Origin of the sequence: Clostridium sp. AWRP (assembly GCF_004006395.2) — a bacterium.
Lineage (GTDB): Bacteria > Bacillota > Clostridia > Clostridiales > Clostridiaceae > Clostridium_B.
In genome coordinates this window covers 3,897,940-3,923,145 of the sequence record NZ_CP029758.2, presented here as the reverse complement: position 1 = coordinate 3,923,145, position 25,206 = coordinate 3,897,940, and the positions used below count along the sequence as shown (strand labels likewise).

The 25,206-nt window shown below is 29.2% G+C and carries 30 protein-coding genes and 1 pseudogene; 26 read left to right on the top strand and 5 right to left on the bottom strand.

Annotated elements, in window-relative coordinates:
• Nucleotides 1-354: 354 nt before the first annotated feature.
• On the bottom strand, nt 355-1,134 hold the full coding sequence (locus DMR38_RS18290; RefSeq protein ID WP_127722754.1) for a helix-turn-helix transcriptional regulator: 780 nt from the start codon (nt 1,132-1,134) through the stop codon (nt 355-357).
• Between the two features lie 139 nt (nt 1,135-1,273).
• Between DMR38_RS18290 and DMR38_RS18285 the strand changes: the two genes are divergently transcribed.
• From DMR38_RS18285 to DMR38_RS18220, 17 genes are all read left to right on the top strand, one after another.
• Nucleotides 1,274-1,480 (top strand): helix-turn-helix transcriptional regulator, encoded by a 207-nt coding sequence (locus DMR38_RS18285; RefSeq protein WP_127722752.1) that lies wholly within the window; start codon nt 1,274-1,276, stop codon nt 1,478-1,480.
• Between the two features lie 97 nt (nt 1,481-1,577).
• Nucleotides 1,578-1,883, top strand: coding sequence for a hypothetical protein (locus DMR38_RS18280; protein WP_127722750.1), 306 nt, complete (start codon nt 1,578-1,580; stop codon nt 1,881-1,883).
• Between the two features lie 2 nt (nt 1,884-1,885).
• Nucleotides 1,886-2,098: a helix-turn-helix domain-containing protein gene (locus DMR38_RS18275; RefSeq protein WP_243124356.1), complete on the top strand. Its 213-nt coding sequence runs from the start codon at nt 1,886-1,888 to the stop codon at nt 2,096-2,098.
• A 36-nt stretch (nt 2,099-2,134) separates the two neighbouring features.
• Nucleotides 2,135-2,992, top strand: a complete 858-nt coding sequence (locus tag DMR38_RS18270) for a hypothetical protein (RefSeq protein ID WP_127722746.1) — start codon at nt 2,135-2,137, stop codon at nt 2,990-2,992.
• A gap of 31 nt (nt 2,993-3,023) precedes the next feature.
• Nucleotides 3,024-4,313 (top strand): replicative DNA helicase, encoded by a 1,290-nt coding sequence (gene dnaB, locus DMR38_RS18265; protein ID WP_127722744.1) that lies wholly within the window; start codon nt 3,024-3,026, stop codon nt 4,311-4,313.
• Between the two features lie 14 nt (nt 4,314-4,327).
• Nucleotides 4,328-4,642: a hypothetical protein gene (locus tag DMR38_RS18260; RefSeq protein WP_127722742.1), complete on the top strand. Its 315-nt coding sequence runs from the start codon at nt 4,328-4,330 to the stop codon at nt 4,640-4,642.
• Nucleotides 4,643-4,795, top strand: coding sequence for a hypothetical protein (locus DMR38_RS22005; RefSeq protein WP_175413065.1), 153 nt, complete (start codon nt 4,643-4,645; stop codon nt 4,793-4,795).
• 12 nt (nt 4,796-4,807) lie between these two features.
• The gene (locus DMR38_RS18255) at nt 4,808-5,023 is read left to right on the top strand and encodes a hypothetical protein (RefSeq protein ID WP_127722740.1); all 216 of its coding nucleotides are present in this window, start codon (nt 4,808-4,810) and stop codon (nt 5,021-5,023) included.
• Between the two features lie 7 nt (nt 5,024-5,030).
• Nucleotides 5,031-5,183 carry a hypothetical protein gene (locus DMR38_RS22000; protein WP_175413064.1) on the top strand — a complete coding sequence of 51 codons (153 nt, stop codon included), beginning with the start codon at nt 5,031-5,033 and terminating at the stop codon, nt 5,181-5,183.
• An 88-nt stretch (nt 5,184-5,271) separates the two neighbouring features.
• Nucleotides 5,272-5,469, top strand: a complete 198-nt coding sequence (locus DMR38_RS18250; RefSeq protein ID WP_127722738.1) for a hypothetical protein — start codon at nt 5,272-5,274, stop codon at nt 5,467-5,469.
• Nucleotides 5,470-6,078: 609 nt separating this feature from the next.
• Complete coding sequence (locus DMR38_RS18245) at nt 6,079-6,282, top strand: hypothetical protein (RefSeq protein WP_127722734.1); 204 nt, start codon at nt 6,079-6,081, stop codon at nt 6,280-6,282.
• A 259-nt stretch (nt 6,283-6,541) separates the two neighbouring features.
• The gene (locus tag DMR38_RS18240; protein ID WP_127722732.1) at nt 6,542-7,072 is read left to right on the top strand and encodes a PadR family transcriptional regulator; all 531 of its coding nucleotides are present in this window, start codon (nt 6,542-6,544) and stop codon (nt 7,070-7,072) included.
• 4 nt (nt 7,073-7,076) lie between these two features.
• The gene (locus DMR38_RS18235; RefSeq protein ID WP_127722730.1) at nt 7,077-8,441 is read left to right on the top strand and encodes an MFS transporter; all 1,365 of its coding nucleotides are present in this window, start codon (nt 7,077-7,079) and stop codon (nt 8,439-8,441) included.
• 285 nt (nt 8,442-8,726) lie between these two features.
• The gene (locus tag DMR38_RS18230) at nt 8,727-9,404 is read left to right on the top strand and encodes a transposase (RefSeq protein WP_175413063.1); all 678 of its coding nucleotides are present in this window, start codon (nt 8,727-8,729) and stop codon (nt 9,402-9,404) included.
• Between the two features lie 370 nt (nt 9,405-9,774).
• The gene (locus tag DMR38_RS22670; protein ID WP_347562534.1) at nt 9,775-10,044 is read left to right on the top strand and encodes a recombinase family protein; all 270 of its coding nucleotides are present in this window, start codon (nt 9,775-9,777) and stop codon (nt 10,042-10,044) included.
• On the top strand, nt 10,032-10,346 hold the full coding sequence (locus tag DMR38_RS22665; protein ID WP_347562555.1) for a recombinase family protein: 315 nt from the start codon (nt 10,032-10,034) through the stop codon (nt 10,344-10,346). Before DMR38_RS22670 ends, DMR38_RS22665 begins: the two co-directional genes overlap by 13 nt.
• A 274-nt stretch (nt 10,347-10,620) precedes the next feature.
• The gene (locus DMR38_RS18220) at nt 10,621-11,853 is read left to right on the top strand and encodes an IS256 family transposase (RefSeq protein WP_127721009.1); all 1,233 of its coding nucleotides are present in this window, start codon (nt 10,621-10,623) and stop codon (nt 11,851-11,853) included.
• 314 nt (nt 11,854-12,167) lie between these two features.
• Here DMR38_RS18220 and DMR38_RS18215 read toward each other — a convergent pair whose 3' ends face one another.
• Complete coding sequence (locus DMR38_RS18215) at nt 12,168-12,818, bottom strand: flavodoxin family protein (protein ID WP_127722725.1); 651 nt, start codon at nt 12,816-12,818, stop codon at nt 12,168-12,170.
• Between the two features lie 126 nt (nt 12,819-12,944).
• Between DMR38_RS18215 and DMR38_RS18210 the strand changes: the two genes are divergently transcribed.
• From DMR38_RS18210 to DMR38_RS18185, 7 genes are all read left to right on the top strand, one after another.
• Nucleotides 12,945-13,271 (top strand): helix-turn-helix domain-containing protein, encoded by a 327-nt coding sequence (locus tag DMR38_RS18210; protein ID WP_127722723.1) that lies wholly within the window; start codon nt 12,945-12,947, stop codon nt 13,269-13,271.
• A gap of 1,185 nt (nt 13,272-14,456) precedes the next feature.
• Entirely contained in the window at nt 14,457-15,002 is a 546-nt protein-coding gene (locus DMR38_RS18205) for a transcriptional regulator (RefSeq protein ID WP_127722721.1), read from the top strand.
• 732 nt (nt 15,003-15,734) lie between these two features.
• Nucleotides 15,735-17,048 (top strand): group II intron reverse transcriptase/maturase, encoded by a 1,314-nt coding sequence (ltrA, locus tag DMR38_RS18200; RefSeq protein WP_127720920.1) that lies wholly within the window; start codon nt 15,735-15,737, stop codon nt 17,046-17,048.
• Nucleotides 17,049-17,216: 168 nt separating this feature from the next.
• Nucleotides 17,217-18,020: a hypothetical protein gene (locus DMR38_RS18195; protein WP_127722719.1), complete on the top strand. Its 804-nt coding sequence runs from the start codon at nt 17,217-17,219 to the stop codon at nt 18,018-18,020.
• A 79-nt stretch (nt 18,021-18,099) separates the two neighbouring features.
• Nucleotides 18,100-19,479 carry a P-loop NTPase fold protein gene (locus DMR38_RS18190; RefSeq protein WP_127722717.1) on the top strand — a complete coding sequence of 460 codons (1,380 nt, stop codon included), beginning with the start codon at nt 18,100-18,102 and terminating at the stop codon, nt 19,477-19,479.
• A 68-nt stretch (nt 19,480-19,547) separates the two neighbouring features.
• Nucleotides 19,548-19,700 carry a hypothetical protein gene (locus DMR38_RS21995; protein ID WP_175413062.1) on the top strand — a complete coding sequence of 51 codons (153 nt, stop codon included), beginning with the start codon at nt 19,548-19,550 and terminating at the stop codon, nt 19,698-19,700.
• 16 nt (nt 19,701-19,716) lie between these two features.
• A complete protein-coding gene (locus DMR38_RS18185; RefSeq protein ID WP_127722715.1) occupies nt 19,717-20,058 on the top strand; it encodes a hypothetical protein in 342 nt (113 codons plus the stop codon).
• 216 nt (nt 20,059-20,274) lie between these two features.
• Here DMR38_RS18185 and DMR38_RS18180 read toward each other — a convergent pair whose 3' ends face one another.
• Both DMR38_RS18180 and DMR38_RS21990 read right to left on the bottom strand, forming a co-directional pair.
• Complete coding sequence (locus DMR38_RS18180; RefSeq protein WP_063556243.1) at nt 20,275-20,454, bottom strand: hypothetical protein; 180 nt, start codon at nt 20,452-20,454, stop codon at nt 20,275-20,277.
• Nucleotides 20,455-21,122: 668 nt separating this feature from the next.
• Nucleotides 21,123-21,296 (bottom strand): hypothetical protein, encoded by a 174-nt coding sequence (locus tag DMR38_RS21990; RefSeq protein ID WP_175413061.1) that lies wholly within the window; start codon nt 21,294-21,296, stop codon nt 21,123-21,125.
• 300 nt (nt 21,297-21,596) lie between these two features.
• On the opposite strand from DMR38_RS21990, the pseudogene DMR38_RS22420 reads away from it, so the two are divergent.
• Nucleotides 21,597-21,668 (top strand): annotated as a pseudogene (locus DMR38_RS22420) (peptidoglycan-binding domain-containing protein); the annotation flags it as partial.
• Between the two features lie 526 nt (nt 21,669-22,194).
• Nucleotides 22,195-23,730, top strand: coding sequence for a cell wall-binding repeat-containing protein (locus DMR38_RS18170; protein ID WP_127722713.1), 1,536 nt, complete (start codon nt 22,195-22,197; stop codon nt 23,728-23,730).
• Between the two features lie 303 nt (nt 23,731-24,033).
• On the opposite strand, the gene DMR38_RS18165 is transcribed toward DMR38_RS18170, so the two are convergent.
• Nucleotides 24,034-24,783 carry a hypothetical protein gene (locus tag DMR38_RS18165; protein WP_127722711.1) on the bottom strand — a complete coding sequence of 250 codons (750 nt, stop codon included), beginning with the start codon at nt 24,781-24,783 and terminating at the stop codon, nt 24,034-24,036.
• Nucleotides 24,784-25,206 lie beyond the last annotated feature (423 nt).

Below are 25,206 nucleotides of genomic sequence, written 5' to 3'. Positions count from 1 at the left end.
ATAAATTTCGTACTTTTAAGAAATCAGTATTTAACAGTTTCTGTTCAACGGAATTTGTTGTTCCAAAATTAATTTATGTCACCAACGGACACAGTGTCCATAGCTTAGTACATTTTTCATACTGAGCTTAGTTTTTCAGATTTTAAATCCGCTAACAGCCATTATTTGGGTGTGAAAAATATTCATATCTAATTTACGTTGAGTACTTTCCTTTTAAAAGAGTTCCAAATTATACAATAGGACTTTTTTACATATATCGTTTTTAATAGCGGCAATATTTTGCTGTATGAATTTCGTATATCAAGGTAACTGATTATTAGTTAATTGGTTTACAATAAGTAAAGCTTTCAGAAGTTATTTTGATAAAATTTTATATAATTCAGGACAAGCTTTTTTTAGAGCTAAGTCTTGAGAATACATTATGTCCAGATCAATTCTTTCCTTTAAAGTTTTAAAATTTTCTTTAGAGATGTTATTTTGAGGGTAAACGCTCAATTTATCTTTAATACTATCTTTATAGTTTTCTAAGTTGGTAGTATGTTGATTTTCTATAAAATCTATTAACGATTTAAAGATATCCATTAAATAGTCAATAGAAGAAAAAAAGTCTATAAAAAGTTTAATATCATATTTGTAGAGCAAATTTAAAAATTTAATTAATTTGTTTAATTCATTTAAAGTATCTTTTTTTGGCATTACAGGCATATCTTTAAAAAAGTAATTAAGCATTTCGATGTTTCCTTTTTCGTTAGTATTTTCTAATAGTGAACTTTTATTAAGTGTTTTAGGCATGTTATTAAGAAGAATCTCAAGTGAATCTGAAAACTCTTTTAATGCTTCTTTTCCATTTGGTATTGAGATAATTGATGTTTTTCCACTATCTTTTAAATTTTCTTGTATTGTATTATCTGTATTTAGCAAATCTTGCAAACATAATTTTTCATAACAAATTAGATCGCTTAACTGTACATCTAAACTTAGTGCTATGTTGCTTAATACTTTTATGGTAGGGTTTCTACGGTTATTTTCATAATTTTGTATAGTAGTGGTAGTGACATTTATGCTTTGAGCTAACTCTTTTTGTGTTAATCCTTTTTTAGTCCTAAATTTTTTTATATTTTCACCAACATTCACAGTATCACCTCAAACTTATTATATATTAACACTAACAAAATGTATATATATAAATAAAAAATAGTGTTGACACTAACAAAATGTTATTATAATATATAAATATAGATTAACAATTTGTTAGTGATAAAGAGGTGATTAAATGTTAAAAGTAAATATTAATAAAATTATTTTAGCAAGAGCAGAGGCCAGAATGACTGTTAGAGAACTTTCAAGGGTTTCTAAATTAGCTGTAAGCACTATCAATAAGATTGAAAATGGCTATGCAAAGCCCAATCCAGTTACTATAGGAAAGTTAGCAAAGGCTTTAAATGTTGAAGTAGAACAGATAATTGATATTGAAAAATAGTAAAAATTTATCGTATCTTAAAATTTGAAAATGACAGCTCATGTACAAACATTAAAAAGAGTCAGTGCTTCAATAAATTATTAGAAGGAGGAAAAAAGTGAGTAAATATGTCCTTAAAGTAGAGAAAATTGGAGTTGATAAACCAAGGAATTTTGGTGTGCCATATGGAACTGAGGTTACTGTAAATCATTTTCATTTTATGGAAAATCAGATTTCAAGGATAGAAGTAAAGAAAATTGAAGATTGCCAGGATACAATTTTTATAAATTTATATAGTGGAAACATGAGAATAGGACATGTAGTTGCTAAAGGAAAAGATTATGTATTGGATATAGACACTATTGGAAAATTACAGCGATATTACGATATAAGGCCAGCAGCTGAATTTGATAAGGAGGGATAGGAATGGAAAAATATAAAGTTTTACAAAGTAAGCCAAGCTCTAAAAAGGTTATGGATATTGAAGAATTTCGTAAGGAATATGAGTTAGGTAAACAGGCAGCTTATAACTTGGCACATAGAAAAGGAGCTCCTGTAATTAGAAATGGAAAAAAATTTCTTTTTGTAAGATCAAAAGTTGATGAATGGATGGAGAGCTTAATTGGAGAACAAATTTAGCAATGGTATACAAAAGGCTAACAAGTAGGTGGTAAGATGGACAAGATTAGGCCATATATAAAATTAGATTTAGAAATTGCTAAAATGGAGATTGAAAATAAGCAAGTAGAGGCTTGTTTTGGTAGGTATATAGCATATAAAGAAAATTTACAGAGAATAAGCAAAAAAAATTTCTTGCCTAGAGGACAATTTTATCTTACTGCAAGAGGCGTATATGAGGACTTGAATTTATCTAGTACAAGAGAGGCAAGTAGATTAATTAAATTATTTGAAAGTCATGGTATAATTAGGTCTATTTTTAAGTCAAATAGTAAGAAAAAACCATCTATATATTCTTATATTACAGCTGAAACGGTTAATGAAACGGTTAACGAAACGGATGGTGAAATGGTTAAAGCATTGAGAAATAAGGTATTACATAGTTATGCTGAAACGGTTATTGAAACGGATAATGAAACTAAAGTTGAAACATCTAAAAAAGAATATATAAAAAGAAATAATAAAAAGAATATTAATAGTCATTTCAAAAATGACAAGAAGTATTTAGAGATATTTAATTACTGGAATAGCAAAAAGATAATAACTCATAAAAAATTAACTAAAGATATGGAAAATGCAATAGATAAAGCTTTAAAAACATATTCAGATAAAGAAATAAGACAAGCAATATACACCTATTCACAAGTACTCCAGAGTGATTTCTATTTTAATTATAAATGGAGCTTAAAGGATTTTCTTAATAGAAAAAATGGAATAAGTACGTTTATGGATGAAGGTACTAACAAATGTAACTATGATGAATATTTAAAATCTAAACAACTTAAAGAAAAAAACAAATCAAATAGTAGTAATGAGTGCAGGCCAAATGCAGGAGCATTTCAAGAAATTGAATAATGTGATTTATAAAATAGGAGGGTGATAAGACATGAAACTTTATAATATACAAGCTGAAAGAGATTTGTTGGGATCTGTGATTATTAAACCTGATAATTTATGTGACTGCATAGATTTATTGAAAAGTGATGATTTATTTGAGGATAGTCATAAATTATTATATTCCGCTATTGTGAGATTATATACGAATGGTAGAGATATTAATATAACTACTATTGCGGAGGATTTAAGTTCAAAATTGAGTTTAGTTGGTGGAATAACTTATATTTCACAGCTTACAGGTCAGACTCTGCAGCCTGAAAGTGTAAAATCATATGCTGAGATAATAAAAAAGTATTCCAATGCTAGAAAATTGCTTGCACTATTGAAAAAAGATGCAACAAAAATAGAAAAAACAGATGCAGACATAAAGGACATAGTAAGAGAATTACAGGATCTAAGTTTAGAGTTTGAAAGCAAGATTAATGTAGATAGCGGAGAATTAAACAAGCCTATGGTAAATGTATTGGACAGTCTTGAAAAAAGATATCTAAACGGGGGAGCTATACAGGGAATAGAAACAGGTTATAGGGTATTAGATAAAACCTTAAATGGATTAAATAAAAGTGATTTCATAGTTGTATCTGCTAGGCCTTCAATGGGTAAAACTGCTTTTGCAATAAACATAGCTTTGAATATAGCTAAACAGCATAATATAAGCTTTTTTTCGCTAGAAATGTCAAAGGAACAGTTGCTGGAAAGGGCATTGGCAGCTAAAGCTCTAATTCAAATGAATAATATTAAATCAGGCAAATTAACAGATAAAGAATGGATGAGGGTAAGCCAAGAAAGTGGTATTATAGTAAATTCCGGTTTGAAAATATATGACAAAATATATTCGCTAAATGGCATAAAAGCAGAGTGCAAAAAGAGAAAATTACAAAGTGACTTAGATGTAGTCATAATAGATTATTTAACTCTCATTGATGGTGCAGAAAAATCAACTAACAGGGTTCAAGAAGTAAGTAAGATATCTAGGCAGTTAAAGCTTATGGCCAAAGAATTAAATATAAATGTCATTGCATTGGCGCAGTTAAGCAGGGCACCAGAGGGAAGAAATGACCATAGACCTATACTTTCAGATTTAAGGGAATCTGGTTCAATAGAACAGGACGCAGACATAGTTATTTCTCTTTACAGAGATGAGTATTATAATCCCAATACTGATGATAAAGGCATTATAGAGGCTATAATTGAAAAGCAACGAAACGGTAGAACTGGAACAATAAAACTAGCGTGGATACCAAAGTATCAATTAATTACAGATCTGTGTATAAAATAGGAGGGTGATTAAAAATGAGTAGATCTAATTTATTAATTGAATATAAAAAAGAGGTAATAGAGTATTTAGCAAATGTAGGCTTGATGTCAAAAGATACAGAAACTAACAGGATGATATATAAAAATCTTGCTGAAATGGTTTATATAATTCTTAATGAGGAGCATGATGATAAATTTTATAATCAATGTTTACATTTTATTGATTGTGTTGCTAATAATCTTTTAAAAATAAATATTTATTCAGCAGAGTATAAACCTGAGCCAGCTGGAGAAATATTTAAAAAGTTATATGCAAAACTTAAGTGTTTACTAAATTTAGAGGAAGTTTAAATGAAGGACAAGCCATTAATTGTAATTATACGTAGCGTAAAAATTAAATATCTGCAATGTAATGATATTGATTTGAAAAAGTATATTGGCAAAGTCCTTGCAGGGGATATTGACATTAAACGTGATAAATTAATAGAAAATTCAAAAAAATAAGGGGGATTGAGGATGAGGGAAATTTTAGATTTGATAAAAGTTATCTATAAAAGTAGCAAATTCTATTTACTAGAAAAGAGTTTTAAAAAGGTTAGAGGTATGAAAGCTAAAATAGATGGCATTACATATATAGTTATTAATAGTAATATAGCAACCATAGAAAAAAGTAAAACACTTCATGAATTAATAAGGGAGCAGCATGATATTTTTATCAGTCAAGGCAGGTGAAGCATAAGTGATTAAATTAAAGGCATCATATGATACGGAGGAGGAAAGGGATAAGCTAATAAAGCTTATAGAATATGGATTTAGGGTTAAAAGAGGACCAAAAACATATAAAAAAGAAGGTCCATATAAAAAAATACGAATGGACCTCTTAAATAAATAACTAAGCTTACATATCAAGTAAGTCTTATAACACAAGCAATTATAAGTTTACTTGATATGTAGGGCTTATGTCAACGGAGGGTATTAAATTGGATAAAAAATATGAAAAAGTATTAGGTAAACAGAAATATTACTTTAAATATCTTAATGATTTATTTGGAATAATTAATAGATCACAGACAGATCGTTTGGGACTTTCTTCATTAGCTATAGATTGTTTTAATTATGGTGTTATGATAGGAAAAAGGCAGCAGAGGAAAAGAAACATAGGCAGTGATAATATATGAGCTTATCAATATTTATGGCTTATATAGATTATTGTAAGGCATATCATAAAAAACCTAATATTAAGGATCTGCAGCAATGGAAGAAAGAATATAATCATAGATGAATAAAAAATTTAACTACTATGTAAAATAGGTATCCGTTATTTAGGGTGCTTATTTTGTCTAATAAAGAATATTGAGTTAACAGATACAATACGTGTAAATAAAAAATTTTTATCAAAACATTCTGAGTTAGAATTAATACTAAATAGTTCTAACTCAAAAAAATATATAATATCAGTGCAAAGCACTGATATATCTACGGTTTAATTACTAAATGATAAAGCTCTTATTTTTTTACTCAATGGCCGTTAGCTAAAGTATAATTATTGTATTGATAATACTAACTAAAATAATAATAAATTAAAAAATGTGAAATACAGTCTTATGTCTGTTTTTTACACGAATCGTTGCCATACCCCATTTTACAATAGTTTTATTATCTATAAGATGATTAATAGCTTCACATAGTTTATCAGAAACAGCACTTAGTGATTTAAATAATTTATTTTTAAAAAACTTCTCACGAATTTCATTCCAAATCATTTCAATAGGATTAAGCTCAGGAGTATGATGAGTTGGTCTATTAAAGGTGCCAATAACCTGCCCAAGATATTAGCAGAAAAAGCAAGTAAGAGGATATGCAATGTAATTGATGAAGTATGTTCTGAAGTTATTCCAGAGGATAAATTAGAGACAATAACAGAAATGATCCCACTAACAGCAGCTGACGTAAATAGGAAAGCAAAGAAAAGCAATACAGAGTATTTTTGAGCGGAGAAATTTTAGTGAACTTATTTATAGATAAGTTTAAAATTCCGGACAAAAAGTTAAGGGGATAAGTACGCCCTTTCGGGTTGCGGGCGAAGCCCTTTGAAAATGAAATTTTTAACTAAAGTTGTAATGGAAAAATTCAAAAAATAAATTGCCCACTAGAACTTGACACAAACTCTTGCTGAGAACCACTTGCATTATATATCTAAAAGATATATAATGGCTATATCTTTTAGATATATAACAAGGAGGAATCATAATGATTAATGAACTCTTTATTTTGGGTGAATTAATGGAGGAACCGCAAAGCGGTTACGACCTCCGTAATGGATTGCAAATTTTTTTAGGTCGTCATCGTAAAATTAGCTATGGGGTACTTTATCCTTTGCTTGAAAAATTAAGAAATGAAGGTTTTCTGGAGATGACGAATGTAGAATCAAACGGAAAGACCAAAAAAATCGCTTCCATTACCAAAAAAGGGGAAAAGCGTTTTTTTGAACTCATGAAAATGCCTGTTCCTGATGGTGCACATAGTGCTGATCTTTATCTGATAAAGCTCAATGTAATGCAGCACCTTTCTTTAAATGAACAGATGCAATTGTTAGATAAATTCTATCAAGAGCAAAAAGATATCATTCAGGATGCGCGGCAAGCACTTAACAAATTAGCGAAAGAAAATTCAAGAGATCACTGGTATGCAAGCAAGAAATTTCAGCTGTTGTTAAACCAAGCTGACGTTACAATTGAGTGGATTAACAAATTTAAGAAAGAATTAAAGAAAGGACGGTAATAGAATGTCAAAAGAAATAAGAATCGCCATATTAATGGCTGCCAGTCTCTTTATGGAAATGCTGGACGGAACAATCGTAACCACTGCACTACCAAAAATGTCTCAATATTTTCATACAGGTGCAGCAACCACCGCTCTACTCGTAAGCGCGTATTTAATTACCTCGGCCATTTTTATTCCGTTGAGTGGATGGATGGCCAAACGATTTGGAAAAAAGAAAATCTGGATCATTGCTGTAATAATCTTTACTCTTAGCTCGTTAACAAATGCCTTAGCGCCTAACTTCCTTTTCCTTTTATTAACGAGAATCATACAAGGCATTTCAGGCTCTCTGATGACCCCCACGGCAAGACTGATTGTCCTAGAAAAGACACCGGCTTCAAAGTTATTAAAAATGGTTAGTTACCTCATTTGGCCTGCATTAATAGCACCCGCTATTGCACCGCTGGTCGGTGGGTTTATCGTGACTTACTGGAGCTGGCAATGGATTTTCCTGATTAACGTTCCAATCGGTTTCATAATCGCTTTATTGGGTATCAAATGGATCGACGCCGATGATGGTAAAACGAAAAACGATTTTGATCTTTTAGGATTTATAGAGATTACCTTTGCATCAGGTGTAATTTTAGTTGGAGCGGAACTGGCTACACATGGCAAAAATTATTGGGTTAGTGCAATGGGCTTGATAGCCGTAGGTGTAATATTGGGTCTCATAGTTTTTAAACATTTGAAAAAAACAGAAAATCCATTATTCTCAATTCAAGCATTAAAAGTAACTTCCTTTCGGATTTGTCAGACAAGCGGTTCGGTTTTGTGGCTGTGTGTTGGGGCATTGCCCTACATACTAACCGTTTTTTTACAAACAGTTTTTCATTGGTCCGCCGTCAAAGCAGGTAGTTATGTGCTGTTCATTTTTATTGGAAACATTGGCATTAAACCTTTTACCAATGCAATTATTCGCAAACTGGGCTACCGCAGCGCTCTGTTGTCATCCTTCGGAATGGTATTTATTACATCGGTTGCTTTAGCATTTATTCGCTCCAATACTTTTCCTGTTTATATTATGTTTCTTGCCTTGGTCTCAGGTGTAGGGCGTTCATTGGCCTTAACAAGTTATAATGGCCTGAGTTTTTCTGAAATAGCACCTCAAGATCGAAACAGCGCAAATACATTGAATGTTGTCGTCATGACATTAGCTCAGGGGCTGGGGATATCACTGGTTACCGTTGTTGTGGATATACTGCAATTTTACTTCTCTATTCACACCGCATATGAATTGGGCTTTGTTTTCCTTGGCTTGTTGATGATATTCCCGGTAATCGAAGTACTGTTTTTACCTAAAAATATAGGACACACCACAATCAGTTAGTGTTACTTGCTGGAATATATAAATTATCTGGAGAAAAATGGTGATACTAATTATGTTTTGAAAGTGGCGATATTATCCAATCCCACCCTGTAATAGATTTTACAATAGTTTTATTATCTATAAGATGATTAATAGCTTCACATAGTTTATCAGAAACAGCGCTTAGTGTTTTAAATAACAGTACTTACGCAGAATGATTTAATCATAGGAAAATCAATAGCTTAAACATTAAACTATTATATAAAAGGTTGTTGCTATGGGAATTACCATAAATTAATCATATAGTTGAAGTCCCTATTTGTAGTATATTTTAGACAGGGATGTATTTTGGAAAATAACAATAATTTCTTTAATAATATTTCTGTTAACAAATATGGAATTCATGATTTAATTATGGATTTAGTATACAAATTTAATTTTGATAAATCTTTATTTCCACAAAATAGCACTATTACATTTGTAACTTTTTGTATGGGAATAATTCTTTTCAATAATCCTGCTGCTACGCATATTGCTCAAAAACTTGCATGGGTATCTCATGATTCATTAACGAGATTATTACCGTTAGTTTCTATAAATAATAACAATATCATTATTTTATTTATCCAGTGTATACAGTCACAAACGGCTAAACTGGGTTATTTAATCATTGACGATGTTATTATCAGGAAACCTTTTGGTAAAAAAATTTTTCCAACTACTTCCGTTTATGATCATACAAATAATAGATATGTATGGGGAATGCATATAGTTGTTTTGTTGTGGTCAAATGGATGGTTTAAAGTACCTGTTTGCTTTCGAATATGGATTCCAAAGCAAAAATGCGAAGATTATCACACAAGGCTTGAACTGGCAATAGGATATGATAACCTTCGCTCACAAATTTGGATTACAGGTCGAATACGTCACATTCGATACCTAGTATTCCTCAAAAGCATTATTAACTTTACTAAAAAAATGTAACTACCACTACGTGTGTATGCTTAAAAATAACCGTAAGGTAACTTATAAAAATAGGTTTAACCTTAATGTAAAAACTGTAAGTATGCTTTTCAATAAAAGGCAGTACAGATTTTATCCAGCTACAGGTTTTTATATCAAAGCTATAAGGCCTAATACCAGCAGCTGTGTTATGAAGTGAAAAGTATCTTCAATAAATTGGATAAAATAAACGACCATTTGATTTACTTTATTTTATATTTTACACGTTAACGAAAATAAGCCATTTTTGTAGTAAATAAATTCAGTAAATAATTCAGAGTAAATATATTGACTTGATTTAGCGTTTAGATTACTATAAAATTACTAATTATCGTAGAAAGGATGTTTTAATGTGATATTTGGATATGATCGTGTAAGCACGCAAGAGCAAAATTTAGACAGGCAATTGGATTCATTAAAATTAGCAGGTGTAGAAGAAATAGTACAAGAAAAAATAACTGGAACAAAATCAGATAGGCCTGAATTAAATAGGCTCTTAGATAAAGTAAGAAAAAATGATGTTATATTAGTATCAGATCTTACAAGGTTAAGCAGAAGTACAAAAGATTTATTTAGTTTAGTAGATCAGATTGAAAAAAAGGTGCAAATATTAAAAGCCTAAAGGAAAGTTGGTTAGATACTACAACACCTCAAGGAAAATTAATATTTACTTTTATGGCTGGAATAAGCCAATTTGAAAGAGATTTAATAAGCCAAAGAACAAAAGAGGGTCTTGCTGCAGCAAGAGCACGCGACGGAAAAGGTGGCAGGAAAGCAAAGTTTGACGATAATAAAAAGAAGGCAATATATAAATTATATCAGCAGAAAGAAACAACAGTAAAAAATCTATGTACTATGTTTAATATAAGTAAACCTACTCTATACAAGGTTATAGAAGAAATTAGTAAGAGCCAGGTATCATAGTGATATTATAAAGTTATAATTAATACGCAGTTGTAATTTATTGTTCATCAACATAATCTAAAATGACAGTCATCTCTTGACATTTACTTTGGACAGATAATATTCCACTTAAACAGAAAAATATATTTAATGTTCTGCTCAAAAGTGTCAACAATGTAGTAAATGAGGGAATGGGTATGGATTTGTGTAAAAACCAAATCTATACCCATTATTTTTGTATAATGGAATGGAAGATTTGGAACAATATTCTTAAATAAATTAGGAGGAGTTTCAAATGAAAGAAATTGAAGTACCAGATATCGATTATAAGGAAGAAGTTAAAAAATGCAAAACTATGGAGGACGTAGTTGGCAGAAATGGTTTGCTGCAGAGACTTTTAAAGGATGTTATACAAAATATGCTTGAGGCAGAAATGGAAGAACTGCTTGGCAGAGAAAAATATCAAAGAAGTGAGGATTCAGAAAATAAAAATTATAGAAATGGATACTCAAAGAAAAGTATTAGGAGCAGTGTTGGTGATGTAAATCTTGATATACCAAGAGATAGAAAAGCTGACTTTGAACCTAAAGTTGTAAAAAAATATGAAACTGTATGCAATGAACTGGATAAGAAAATTATAGGATTATACGCAAGAGGTATGTCTACAAGAGACATTCAGTCAGAACTGGAAGAATTATATGGCATCGATGTATCGCCAACAATGATATCAAAAATAACTGATAAAGTTATGGATTCAGCTGCACAATGGCAGAATAGGGCACTGGATGACGTGTATCCTATTGTTTATATGGATGCAATACATTTTAAGGTTAGGGAAGAAAATAAAATAGTCACAAAAGCTGCCTATATATGTATGGCCCTTGATATGAAAGGATATAAAGATATTTTGGGCATATGGATTGGTGAAGCCGAAGGAGCAAAATTCTGGCTGTCAGTTTGCAATGATTTAAGAAATAGAGGAGTAAAAGAAATACTGATTGCCTGTATGGATGGACTAAAAGGGCTTCCAGATGCAATAAAATCCGTATTTCCGGATGTTAGTATTCAAAATTGTATAATACACCAAATAAGAAATTCTATTAAGTATATAGCTTCCAAAGATAAAAAGGAATTTATGAAAGATTTAAAATGCGTATATAAAGCACCTACTGAAGATTCTGCAATTAACGGCCTGGATAATCTAAAGAAAAAATGGGATCAGAAGTATAGTATAGTAATTGAATCCTGGTATAATAACTGGGATAAGTTATCAACATATTTTAATTACTCACCGGAAATCAGGAAAATTATTTATACTACAAACGCATTAGAGGGTTTCAACCGACAGCTTAGAAAGTTTACGAAGATAAGAACAGTATTTCCAAATGATGAAGCACTTAGAAAATCTCTTTACCTAGCTACTGAGAAAGTCATGGAAAAATGGACTTCTCCATCCCAAAATTGGGGAATGACATTGGCACAATTAACTATTGTGTTTAATGATAAACTAGGCGAAGAGATACTCTAAGATTTAGCTAAAATTTTTATATTTTTTCTTATTTTATTGCATAATTAAGTATATTATACAAACAATAAGAATGTAATATTAATCAGTATTAGTATTACTCAAATATAAAAAAATATAACTGAAAATCAAAATTTCCAGTTATATAAAACTAAATCAAATCTATTTTACACAAATCCATCTATATTCTCGTAAATGATGACACTTTTGAATTGTGTCTATGAGGTATTTTAATTAAATTTTGAGTACCACACGCTATAAGAATTAATTGTAAAATATGATGGCTTAATTTAATGTGTTAAAAATATATTTGACTTTCATACATTAGCTTGTTCAACAAAGCGTACCCCCATGTTAAATGCGTTTTGGCAGTCTTGAGGAAATTGTTCTTCTCTAACTTTTCTTTTTTTCTTTTCATCAAATAATGGTGCAACATATTTTGAATAATCATCAAATTGGTACGTGTCATTGATGACTAAGGATTCAAAAGAACCAAAGGTTTTTTCCACATATAGTTGTAGAGATTTAAGTTCATCTTCATATTCAGCTTTAAATTGCTCGCTGGTTACATTCATTGTATAAATGAATCCAGCTGGTATTTTTTGGGGGAAAAGACTTGAATGATTTGTATCATAAACTAAATATTGGAATATGAGTCGTTCTAAAAAAGATCTCATGGCTCCGGTAACTGAGTGTAAGTATATTGGAGAGCCAAAAATAATTGCATTGGCATTTGAAACTTTTTCAAGAATAGGTGTTAAATCATCCTTTAAGGCACATTTTCCATAACTTTTTCCATTTTTTATCTTACAGGCAAAACAACTTACACAACCTTTATAATTTTGATCATAAAGATGAATAAGCTCTGTTTCAGCACCACAGGAAGATGCCCCTTCCAGTGCCTTAGTAAGAAGAGTAGCTGTATTTTTATTTTTTCTAGGACTCCCGTTAATTGCGATTACTTTCATTAAGTTTACCTCCATTTGCATGATTAATTGATTTTATGTTATGAATTATATATCATAATAAGAAAGAAAGTAAGTATGCACTTATTTGTTATATACTAACTATAAGGTAAGTAAAGGAGCAATATTATGGATAGTTTTGAAGATAAATATGGATCTTGCGGAATGCATTATACAATTTCTATAGTTGAGGGAAAATGGAAGTGGATTATACTATGGAAAATATATAAAGCTAAGGTAATAAGATATAATAAATTAAAGAATAGTTTAGAGCCTATTGCTCATAAGACATTAAGTGCACAGCTGAGAGGACTTGAAATCAGCAATCTAATCCATAGAGAACAGTATAATGAAGTTCCACCTAAAGTTGAATATTCCTTAACGGAAGAAGGAATGACATTAATACCAATTCTTGAACTTATGAGCAAATGGGGCGATGAACACATTAAAAAATAGATCTATTTTGAAAACTAAATATTATTCTGGTTACAATCACATAAATTAAAGCTAATATAAAGAAAAATACGATAGAAAGAAACTAATTTATTTCTTATAGCTAAACGGATTAACTACGATTTTATGTGGAATATCGCACACTGATAAATATTGACACTTTTATGACTGTTGATATGGTGATATGTATTCAATCTGAAGTAGAGTTAAGTCGGAATGTTCTTATAAAGCGGATTATTAACAAGGTTATCAACATATTATACACAGAAAACTGTATAGAAAGAAAAGAGGTGAGTTTTAGTGAGAGTTTGGTACTTACAATACACTCTCTCACTAAAGATAATATATGAAAAATAAAATATCTTTAAATAGTATAGCTGGAGATATATTGGATGTTGGATATTTTTAACTACAGCAAATGAAAAATGCTTATGAAGCGGATAAGCTAAGGATCGAGTTAGATAATTATATACCAGAAGGAAAGAAAATATAAGTGAAAGGCAGTAGATATAGGTAGTTTGTTTGATTCTTATACAAATGCTATGAATAAATTTTTCTTTAAATATTAATATAAGGGGTGATCTGTTGGTTACTCCTTTTTTAAATTACTATTTGAAAATGAGAGTTGAATACATGGAGGGATAACATGCGTACATTAAAACCAATTGAAGAAAAGCTTATAAAGTATTTTAATAGAGATAAAAAAATGAAAGTAGAGCGGATCATTATTAAAAGTTACGTTGCACACAATACTCCGAAAAAAGTGCAATAATAACGTTCCGAAAGAGTACATGGATGAAGTGTTGATATTAAAGGGTCTTAGGAGGCTGGTGTTATGGAACTTTACTAATAAAAGTTGATAAAACTACAGTTTTTTCAATATAATCAAAACAAAACGAATACTAAAATAGGCTTTAAACGTTGATATAACTAAGCTTATGTGTGTAATAATGTTTTGAAGTACTACACCCTTTTTACGGAACATTACTATTAATAAAATACAGTGTAAGCGCTGAATTATAAGGACTTAAGGTGATTGGAACACTGTTATTTTTAATGCAACGTTATTTGTGTGCAATCATATTTTTAGATTTTATAAAAAAGGAACTATCTTTACATTTTGTACCCCCTAAAAAGGAGTTATTATTTTATCTAAATATTTTCGTTGATTTATTAGGAGGAGTTGAGATGGATACAGAGACATTTAAAAATATAGAAGACCAATTATGTGACCACTTCATAAAGTTGAAGGAAATAGCCTATTTAGAGCAGGAATGTGAGGAACTTAAAGCACAAGCGGAAAGTATTGAATATGATATAAAAAGTTGTAATGTAAGTATTGATCCAGAAAGACATATGAGCCCACTTCTCATGGAAAAAGTACAGACAAGTCCTACAGGTGAGAGTGCAGCGGAAAAAGGTATTATAAGAGAAATAGAGAATTTAGAGCATGAATTGGATTATGTGAAAAGAAAGGTATTTGAAAATAGATCCAGGATAAGAGAATTAAATAGGGACACCACTAAATTAACAAAAGTTCTCTCAACTCCTCCGCTGCCCAAAGAATATATGGATTTTATTACTTACAAATACAAGTTAAATAGGAGTGTTACCTGGATAGCTAATGAAATGTATGGAGGGATTAGGAGTACCGCTTATAGGAGAAGAAAAGAGGTTATAAATTACATATCAGAGTTAGGTATGGTTAAAATGACTATACCTAAAGTTGTTTGAAGGGTAGGGGATTCGTAAAATGCGAATCCCTTTTTACGATTTTAGTTTATGATGTAGTGGAATTAATGAGATACAGAGTCATAAAAGAGTTATAGGTAGAATAAGATAAAAACATTAAATAATAAATGTAAAGTTCTGAAAGAATTTTATTTATATGTTATAATATCACAAATAGTGCGAGCTGCGAAGCAGCATGCGAGTGCGTGATGTTTCCTCTTGCCAACGGAAGTGATTCGGTTGGCATTAGTAAGTTATTAACATATAGTAGGAAAATCCTATCAGGTAATGCCTAACCAGTAGCCTGTACCGAGTCCTTGGAGTCGAATCGGTAACGTTAGATTTAAGCGTAGGACAGGGAGAAAACGAGCCAAAACGAAAGTGAAGCTATTGAGCCGCGAAATTATTATCTAAATGAAGAGGTCGATACAATTATTTGTGTAGCAGACAACATTATACAAATCAATATGGTAAGATTTATATAACTCTTCCGGGGTCTGAGTGCTTGGCGAGTTTGATGATAAGTATGTTATTAGAACAGCTGAGATCCTATAATGTCTGAGAAATTAGTATGCAAAATCAAGTAAGGGAACGAGCAAGATGAGCAAAAGCATTATAGGAAGTCCGACTAACTCATAGTACTGTAGAAATCTGTGAAAGCAGGCGGAGGGAAGGGGTTAGCACAACATAGCTTCAAGTGAGCTTCAAATTATGCAGACAGGAGAGCTGAAGAACATGATTAATGAGCTACTTGGAATACAATATAATATAGAAAAAGCTAGATTAGATGGAAAGGTTCAAAACCTTGCATATTATATCAATGAAAGTGCTATTATAGCTAGCCATAAAGAAATGGATAGAAAGAAAGCAAAAGGCATTGATGGAGTATCAAAAGATGATTATTCTGTAAATCTAAAAGCTAATGTGGAACGTTTGTTAAAGCAAATGAGAAATGGGAGCTATCAGCCAGAACCTATAAGAAGAACATATATTCCAAAAGACGGAAGCAAGAAGATGAGACCTCTAGGAATATCTTGCTATGAAGATAAGCTAGTAGAAAACGTAATAGCAAAGATATTAATAGAAGTATATGAACCTAAATTCTTTAATGAATCCTATGGATTTAGACCAAATAGAAGCTGCCATCAAGCAATTAGAGAAATCATAGAGGATGTTCAATATCATAAGGTGAGTTACATTGTTGAAGCTGATATAAAAGGATTCTTTAATAATGTTGATCATGAATGGTTAATAAAGTTCCTGGAACATGATATTGCAGATAAGAAATTTATAGAGATAATTAAGAAATTCTTAAAAGCTGGAATAATGGAAAATGGTAAATACCTAGACAGTGAACGAGGAACACCGCAAGGTAATGGAGCATCTCCAGTTCTTGCAAATATATATTTACATTATGTACTGGACTATTGGTTTGCTGTCAAAATCAAAAGGAAATGCAAAGGCGAAGCCTATTTGATAAGATATTGTGATGATTTTGTATGTTGCTTTCAAAATAAATGGGAGGCAGATGGGTTTTATCAAAAGCTAATAGAAAGATTCGATAAATTTGGATTAGAATTTGCTTTAGAGAAAACTAAGATACTAGAGTTTGGTAGATTTGCAAAGAAAAATAGAGCAAATCGAGGATTAAGAAAGCCAGAAACCTTTGACTTTCTTGGATTTACATTCTATTGTAGTGAAGATGGTAAGAAAGGATTCTTTCGATGTAAGGTTAAGACTAGTAAGAAGAAATTCAGAAGTAAAGTTAAGACTATGAAAGAATGGATTAAGAAGAATAGGATAATGCCAGTAGGTGAATTGATTAAGAAAATTAATCAGAAACTAAGAGGACACTATCAGTATTATGGGGTCACTGATAATACAAGAAGTGTGAAGTGCTATCAAAATGTTGTAAAATGGTTGCTCTTTAAATGGTTAAATAGAAGAAGCCAAAGGAAGAGCTATACAATAGAAACATTTTACAATGGTTTATTGAGAACTTTTCCGTTATTAGAACCGAAAATAAGCGTAAGTTTATTCTATAGATGATTAATATGATGTGAAAAGCCGTATGCCTTAATAGGGCACGTACGGTTTTGCAGAGGAACATGGGCGGTGACGCCTATGTTTACTTAAGAGTAATAAGATGATGAATTTTATTTAAAAATCTAAGATGTAGATTACTCAAGTAGTATTTATTAACTTTAGGAGTGTTTCATGATTAAAATAAAAATAAAAGAAAAGTTTAAGAAAAAAATGTTAAAATTAAAGTCACTTTTTTATTTAGCTTTAACATATATTATATTTTATAAAACGTATGAATTGCTAGGAAACTTAGATGAAATATTTAAGTATGGAAATATAATATATAATATTATAAAGTCAATATTGAGTGTTGGTAATATTATAGCCTCCTCATTAATAGGATCAATAATATTTTATTACATAATTGAATTTAAAAATTTTAATGATAACTGGCATAATTACATAGATTTGAAAAGTTGTATTTCTTTTTCTATAGATTATAATATACAATTTGTTAAGAATGTGAAAGGATTCGGAAAATTGATAACTAATAATGATATGGCTATAAGGAAAATAGATGATACATTAAATCAGATAAGTATTACTATGAATAACATTGAATTTATAAAAAATAATAGAAAGCAATTAAAAGTTTACTTATATGAAAATAAAAGTGAATTAGAAAATATGAAGAAATATTTTAACAAAAGTATTAAATATTTTAAAGATGGACAAGAAAATATATCCAAAATGCAATTTAAGCCTATATTAGAATTATATAAATCTTTGTATCACAGTAAAAATGTTACAGGATGTTTCAGGCTTAATTATGATAGTTATAGCTATTTATCAATGTTAGTTGATATTTACATTGAGCATTTAGATCAATGCACAAAGTTATATTATGCATTATGCTTAGTGATTATAAATCACAATTTTATTGGTTTTGCTAATAATTTAGAAAATGATTCTATTATTGAAGAACAATTTAAATAACGACAAAGGACAATCAAGGGATACTATATATTTTTGTAGAAATACTTTATAGAAATATTATGCAAAGAGGGATGGTATTATGTATTTATCTGAAGAACAAATTATTAAAGTAATAATTGAGTACGTAATGGATAAAAGATATACTCAAGCTATTTTAATAGAAGGTGAGTGGGGTTCTGGAAAGACATTTTTTGTGAAAGGAAAACTGTTTACTGAATTAAAGGATCATATTGGAACAAAAACCGAATATAAACAAAGTATAATATATACTTCACTTTATGGAATTGAAAATTTACAGCAAGTAATGAAAGAAATATATGCATCTTTGATGGAATCATTTTTAGATGATAAAATAGGTCAAGGTAAAGGGGAGGCCATAGGTAAAGGTATAAATTTTATGTCAAAGCTAGTATCTGCTGGATTAGGACATTTTAATATAGATAAAGAAGATTTACCTAATATTACAGAATTAAAAAAACTTAAAAATGCTGTTTTGATTTTTGATGATTTAGAAAGATGTAATATATCTGTTAATCAGATATTTGGATTTATTAATAATCTTGTTGAACATAATGATATTAAAGTTATTATCGTTGCAAATCAGGATGAAATTGGAAATATGAAATTAACTGAAGATTTAGCTCAGAAATATGCTATTGTATTAAATAAAAATTTGTGTTTACAAACTGGTAACGATAAGAAAGAAGGTAATAATGGTAGTCAAGAACAAAATCAAGATAAGCCTATCAGCAAAGATGAACTTATTAAATATACTGAAAAATTGTTTTCAAATGATATTTTGTATAAAAAGATAAAAGAAAAACTTATAGGTGTAACAATTCATTATCATTCAGATTTTAGGAATGTATATAAATCAGTTCTTAAAGAGTATATTAAAGATAATGATGTTAATAAATATCTTTTTACTAAAAGAAATCTTGTTTTAAATATTTTTGAAAGCAAAGAACATTATAATATTAGAACTTTGATATTTGCTATCATGGCATTTGAAAAGATAGATATTTTAATAAAAGAAATAAAATTTGAGCAGAAGTACATTGATGAACAGAGGGAAAATATTTTGAAATATTGTATGACATTAGCTATCCATTTAAAGTTAGGTAAGAAACCATATTCATGGAAAGATGGAACTGTTAAGTCAGGAAATATAAGCATTGATGATGATTATCTGTTTGGAGAACATATTTTTGGATACAAATTTGTTGATGATTATTTATTATATCGAAGTTTTAATTGTGAGGAAATAAAAAATCTTCTTATTCATATTATGGAAGATCGTAAAGAAGAAGATCAATATAAAAAATTTCAAAATTCATTAAGTTATAATAGTTTAGTAGCGTGGTGGGAATTAGAGGATGATGAAATAAGAGATAAATTGACGTACATTTTAAAAGAATTAGAAGAAAAAAATATCATCCTATATACTTTAAAAGTATAATTGTTACTTTAATGCAGCTAAAATATAAAGGATTTAAAAAAATTGTATATAATGAGTATGTATCTAAAATGGTAAATTATTTACAAGAAATGGAAGAAAGCTTTGATAAACAGATTCTGGAAGTATTTAGTACTGATGAAGATTTTTTGAATGAGTATAATAAAATTGTTAGTCCTATAAGTGATATATTAGAAAAAAAGAAAAAAGAAAAAAGAAATTAATGATTGCTTATTAATTATGGATGGATGGGGAGAAAAATTTTATGAATATTGCCATAATAATAAACAACAAATTAATGTATTAGATAATAAGTTTTTCTTTAATATTGATATTGAAACAATGCTAAAAAAAATTGAAAAATCATCTGTTAAGGATTTGTACGGTTTATTATCAGGAATAGAGGAAATATATAGTTTTAGTAATCTTAATGATGTTTTTAAGGCTGACATTAATAATTTAGAAAAGATTATTAGCAAATTAGATATTGATCAATTATCTGATGGAAAAATCACTAAAAGATTTGCATTAGAAAAAATCAAGGACAAATTGGATAAGTTATTAAGATCAATAAAACATTAATGCTGGATTTTAATAGTATATAGGCTATATTGATATTATAATGAACTTTTGTTTAAGTATGAAATATTCTTATTAAGTACATTAAAATATAAAATATCTACGTTATAATATTTATATACTTGTGGTATAATATTAGTAATAAGAGGGTGGATTATGAATTTAGTCTGCTTAGTAAAATTGTATAATGGTTAAATAATAGATAGGTCTCGGAAAAGGCTATCTATTATTTTTTTTGGAATTATTTATGTTTACTTTAGTATCAGATGATATTTCATCAGGTCTTAAAGTAATTTTATTTTCAATTTTTATATCCGAATTTTTGTTAGATAATGCTACTATAACAATAGCAGTTATTGAAAACAAACTAAAGAATAACAGTAAGTATCCTTCTGACATAAACTGCATCACCTCTTCTTCATACGCAGACATTATTAACCATAATCCACCCACAAATAAAGAAGAGGTACCTATACAATTTTTCTTATTACATTTTAAATTATAGCATATACTTTGATTACTGGAAACTTGCGAAAAGGGAAACTCCACTTATGTAGGTGAGTAGCAAAATGATATGTACCTTTTATATTGAGCATATAACCATTATAAGAGCAACTTATAAATAGACATATAATTATTCAAACAGATAACTTAAAGCTAATTATACAAGCTGTGTGGAAGATATAAGCATATAAATTTGAACAATAGGTTGAATACACAAATATTTTAATGTATAGTCATTTTTAACTTTGCATTAAAAGACGTTGATATTACTTGAGTTATGTATATAAAAAATTGTCCCCATTTTGTCCCCAAAGTTTTAAATTAGTATGAAAAATATTAAATTTCAACGATGATGTATAAGACGCAAATCCTTGATGTTAAGCCGTTTTAAAAAATAATAAAAAGTATTGATTTATGAAATTCGAATCCAGAGGCCGGGAGTTCGAATCTCCCTGGGTGCACCAGTATCAACGCTTTCACGATATCGTGAGGCCTTTTTTATTGCCAAATAACACAACCACCATAAAAATATATAAACACAAATAAAAAGATGCCCTATGAATTTATAGAGCGAACAAATCATTATCTACATATTTTGTCTTTCCATAAAACTGCTTTCGTACAAGCTTTCCGGTATCATCGTGTCTTATAGTAATTGTAGTTCTCCATTCCTTTAGAACTCCATCTTTATAATATTTTTGTATGGACCCTTTAGCATTTGCTTTTTTAGAGGGCATATATTACCCATTCCTTCCATATGTAATTATGACTGCTGTTTGACTGTGTATTTTGATGAATTTAGTGTATCATCAACCACATCTGTAAAAGCTTTTTTTAAGTGTCTTAAAAAATAATTTTTATTAAACTCATTTCCATTGATATATTCTAAAATCTCATATTTAAGCTTTATTTTGGATTGTTCATCACAGAATAGAACAAGGTTTTCAAGTTTATCTATTATTGAATCAAGCCCAACTTTTGTAATAAATTTAAGCTTGTTTATATCTTTAAGTTTATCCTTGTAGGTTGTAAAGAATTTTCAGAGAGACAGTGGACTTGCAGTTGATGGTATTGTTGGGATTAATACGTGGAATAAGTTGTTTGGATAAATATTGTGGATAGTTGTCTTCAATACATATAAGGAATGTTTCTATCACGAAGTTTATGGAAACATTCCTTATAACATAAAGATTCATCAAGAAATTAGAAATCATTACTAGACAAGTAAAGAACCTAATAATGCTAATTTTCATTGAAATTTATAAGTAATTCTATATATGAAATAGAAAAAATATGAGGAGAAATGATAAATTAGTGAAAAGCTTACTTTTCAGTACATGATATGCTTGTTTTCATTACTTCTAAATCTCGAGAAAAATGCTTATGTAAAAGATTTTAAAATTTTTTATTTTCTATATGAAGGAATTTTATATAATATATAGAATACATACTAAAGTATAGTAATATCAAAGAAAAATATAGATTATCCAATTTTTCTTTGATGAAATGTAATTTCATCATCAACTCTACATGAAATGGTAGCTGTAAAAACAGGAATTGTAGGAGGTATAGATAGAGGCAAAAAGTAATTTTATTACATTCAGTATATAATAAAGAGTGAAAGGAGACTTACGAATGTTAAAAAAATTAATAAATTTTTGTATAACTACCACTATAGTATTTGGTATATCTACTGCAGCATATGCTAAGACAAGTTATAATGTAACAAGACTTTGTGGTAATGATAGATATGAAACGTCAATAAAAATTGCAGAGAATTTTCAGAGCGGTACCCTTCAAAATGTAATACTTGCAAGTGGGAGTAATTTTCCTGATGCATTGGCAGGAAGTATTCTATCAAAGAAATATAATGCACCAATACTTTTAATAAATAGTGACCTGAATAGTAATTCAGAACAATTAAATTATATAAAAAATAATGTTGATAAGAATGGAAACGTATATATTCTTGGGGGTACTGGATCTGTAAGTGATAAATTTGTAAATCATATAAAAGATTTAGGATATAATAATATCACAAGACTTGGAGGAGATAATAGATTCAGCACAAATAAAGAAATAGTTGATTCTATGAATGTTAAAAGTGGAACTCCAATTGTAATTGCAAATGGCTATGGTTTTGCGGATGCATTAAGTATATCAAGTGTAGCAGCAGACAATGGTTATCCTATATTTATGACGAAAGCTGATAGTCTACCAGATGAAACTAAGGACTTAATTTTAAGTATCAATCCAAGTACGGTTTATATAATTGGTGGACAAGCCTCAGTGGAAGATAAAGTGTTAACACAGTTAAAATCACTTGTTCCATCTTTAAGTGATGATAATATAAAAAGAATAGATGGACAAACTAGATATGATACTTCATTAAATATATGTAAATATTTTAATGTGAATACAGATACAGCTGTACTTGCAAGTGGAGTAAATTTTCCGGATGCATTATCTGGAAGTACACTAGCTTCAAAATTGAATGCACCTATAATACTTACAGATGGCAAAAATATAACAAATCAAAAAAGTTTTATGGACCCAAAAGGCTATAAAAATGTAACTATACTTGGTGGATTTGCTTCGGTAGACTTAGCTGTAGAATATCAGATAGTAGATCCATCAAAAATTCCTCAGGCTGAAAAAGATTATTTGAATAATTTGAAAAATTATTGCGAGTCCTATAAACAGGAAACAGATACATTTTTAAATAACTTGGATACAGTCCAAAATAAAATTAGCAACTTAAAATCAACATCAACTTATAATACTGTGAAGGATATAGATAATAGCATATCCCAATCAATTTCAGCGGTGAATGAAGTCAATTCATATCTGTCAGATTATAAAAATAATTTAAACAGCTTAAAAGATAAAGTTGCAAATTTACAGGTACCAGACAAACTTAGTAACTTGAATAGTCAGTATTTAAATAATATAAATACTCAAATTGATGATATAGGTAAGTCTATAGAGTATATGAACAGTTATGTATACAAGTTTAATTCTTTTAAACAGGCAGTAGATGATTTAGATTTTGATAAAGCTAAATCTATAGGAAATTATATAATTCAATCGCCAGATATACAAACTGGAAGTGCTGGGATATCAAGTTTATACGATACAGTTAATGCAGCTATAAATAGTTTACAACAATAATTTTAATTTATTAGAATTGAAAGATGTCATTCCTAGATTTTTATGTTTGGTGATGACATCTTTATTATATTTATAAAGGTGGATACAATTCTGTTTTTTTACTATAGTTGAGAAAGTTTCATAACATATATAGATATCCAAGTTGATAAATAAATGATTCTGAATTTTATATATAAAACTCCAAATACTATAAGAAATAAATATGGTATTCTAAGAATTATAATACTCTAATCAATATGTATCCAGTGCTTCAGTTTTATGTTATTAATTTAAAATATAAGATATTATTTACTGCTATTTATATTAACTTATTCTTTTTATAGGATCATGACCATATATTTCATACATTATACCTGTTTTCTTGTCCACACCAATTAAGTAATCAGTAGCAGAATGATCAACTTTATCTTCTGTATAAAATAGGTAATATTTATTGCCTGCTTGTTCAGCCATTTCATCCGAGTAATCACTTCTCTTTGGTACAAATATATCACAGTCGGTAAATTTATTACAAACTATTTGGTATGCCTGCTTTTGAGTTAATAAGTTTTCGCTGCTGTTTGAGTCTTTACAATTTTGACCATTTTTAGCATTTGTTACTTCCAATTTATACTTTGCTTTTTCTTGCTGCTCTTGAACTGTTTTTGCAAATGCATCTTTTAAATTCTTAACATCTGAATTATTAGGATCTATCTTTAAGGCTTCATCCAGATATTTATTAGCATCATCGTATTTGCTATTTTTAGCGGCATCATTAGCAAGTTGGATGTCCTTAGATATTTCTTGTTTCTTAGCATTTTCATCTTTTAGACTTTGAGCTAAAGCTAGATTATTTTGAATATCAGGATCATTTTTATAGTTTAGAGCCTTCTTAAATGTTTGAATAGCCTTATCATAATCTTTCCCAATCATATATTGTTTTCCTTGGCTAGCCAAGCTGTTGAAAACTTTTGATTCACTATATTCATTGTATTTATACATGCCAAACGCTGATAGAACAAAAATTATAATTAGTAATAATATGACTAATAATATTTTATGTGTTTTATTCAATTTTATAGTCCCCCCTGTTGATATTTATTCTATAAATCATACAAAATTCCTTTATAAATATTACATATAAGTAAAAAAGAAATAAGTAAGACATAAAATTTAAGTTAATGTAAATGTAAAAAGTAATAATGTTTAATTATATATAATATTGTGGTAAAATATGTATAAATATTAAAAAATAGGAGAAGAAAGTAATGAAATATGATGATGTAAATTATACTTTGGAAAAACATCTTGAAAATATATGTGATCAAAATCATAAATAAGATCAAAGAGATTTGTACTCAAATCTGTAACACAAGCGGGAATTCGAATCTCCCCGGGTACACCACAAAGCATTGATAACACTACATTCTAGTGCTTTTTATTTTGCCCTAAAATAAAATTTGACCCCATAAATTTATATAAACCATTTATGTTATA

What these genes read in the sequence shown, in the direction of transcription:
- DMR38_RS18285 (WP_127722752.1), top strand. Translation starts at nt 1,274, where the DNA reads ATGTTAAAAGTAAATATTAATAAAATTATTTTAGCAAGAGCAGAGGCC.
- DMR38_RS18275 (WP_243124356.1), top strand. Translation starts at nt 1,886, where the DNA reads ATGGAAAAATATAAAGTTTTACAAAGTAAGCCAAGCTCTAAAAAGGTT.
- DMR38_RS18270 (WP_127722746.1), top strand. Translation starts at nt 2,135, where the DNA reads ATGGACAAGATTAGGCCATATATAAAATTAGATTTAGAAATTGCTAAA.
- dnaB (WP_127722744.1), top strand. Translation starts at nt 3,024, where the DNA reads ATGAAACTTTATAATATACAAGCTGAAAGAGATTTGTTGGGATCTGTG.
- DMR38_RS18260 (WP_127722742.1), top strand. Translation starts at nt 4,328, where the DNA reads ATGAGTAGATCTAATTTATTAATTGAATATAAAAAAGAGGTAATAGAG.
- DMR38_RS22005 (WP_175413065.1), top strand. Translation starts at nt 4,643, where the DNA reads ATGAAGGACAAGCCATTAATTGTAATTATACGTAGCGTAAAAATTAAA.
- DMR38_RS18255 (WP_127722740.1), top strand. Translation starts at nt 4,808, where the DNA reads ATGAGGGAAATTTTAGATTTGATAAAAGTTATCTATAAAAGTAGCAAA.
- DMR38_RS18245 (WP_127722734.1), top strand. Translation starts at nt 6,079, where the DNA reads ATGATGAGTTGGTCTATTAAAGGTGCCAATAACCTGCCCAAGATATTA.
- DMR38_RS18240 (WP_127722732.1), top strand. Translation starts at nt 6,542, where the DNA reads ATGATTAATGAACTCTTTATTTTGGGTGAATTAATGGAGGAACCGCAA.
- DMR38_RS18235 (WP_127722730.1), top strand. Translation starts at nt 7,077, where the DNA reads ATGTCAAAAGAAATAAGAATCGCCATATTAATGGCTGCCAGTCTCTTT.
- DMR38_RS18220 (WP_127721009.1), top strand. Translation starts at nt 10,621, where the DNA reads ATGAAAGAAATTGAAGTACCAGATATCGATTATAAGGAAGAAGTTAAA.
- DMR38_RS18215 (WP_127722725.1), bottom strand. Translation starts at nt 12,818, where the DNA reads ATGAAAGTAATCGCAATTAACGGGAGTCCTAGAAAAAATAAAAATACA.
- DMR38_RS18210 (WP_127722723.1), top strand. Translation starts at nt 12,945, where the DNA reads ATGGATAGTTTTGAAGATAAATATGGATCTTGCGGAATGCATTATACA.
- DMR38_RS18205 (WP_127722721.1), top strand. Translation starts at nt 14,457, where the DNA reads ATGGATACAGAGACATTTAAAAATATAGAAGACCAATTATGTGACCAC.
- ltrA (WP_127720920.1), top strand. Translation starts at nt 15,735, where the DNA reads ATGATTAATGAGCTACTTGGAATACAATATAATATAGAAAAAGCTAGA.
- DMR38_RS18195 (WP_127722719.1), top strand. Translation starts at nt 17,217, where the DNA reads ATGATTAAAATAAAAATAAAAGAAAAGTTTAAGAAAAAAATGTTAAAA.
- DMR38_RS18190 (WP_127722717.1), top strand. Translation starts at nt 18,100, where the DNA reads ATGTATTTATCTGAAGAACAAATTATTAAAGTAATAATTGAGTACGTA.
- DMR38_RS21995 (WP_175413062.1), top strand. Translation starts at nt 19,548, where the DNA reads ATGGTAAATTATTTACAAGAAATGGAAGAAAGCTTTGATAAACAGATT.
- DMR38_RS18185 (WP_127722715.1), top strand. Translation starts at nt 19,717, where the DNA reads ATGGATGGATGGGGAGAAAAATTTTATGAATATTGCCATAATAATAAA.
- DMR38_RS18180 (WP_063556243.1), bottom strand. Translation starts at nt 20,454, where the DNA reads ATGTCAGAAGGATACTTACTGTTATTCTTTAGTTTGTTTTCAATAACT.
- DMR38_RS21990 (WP_175413061.1), bottom strand. Translation starts at nt 21,296, where the DNA reads ATGCCCTCTAAAAAAGCAAATGCTAAAGGGTCCATACAAAAATATTAT.
- DMR38_RS18170 (WP_127722713.1), top strand. Translation starts at nt 22,195, where the DNA reads ATGTTAAAAAAATTAATAAATTTTTGTATAACTACCACTATAGTATTT.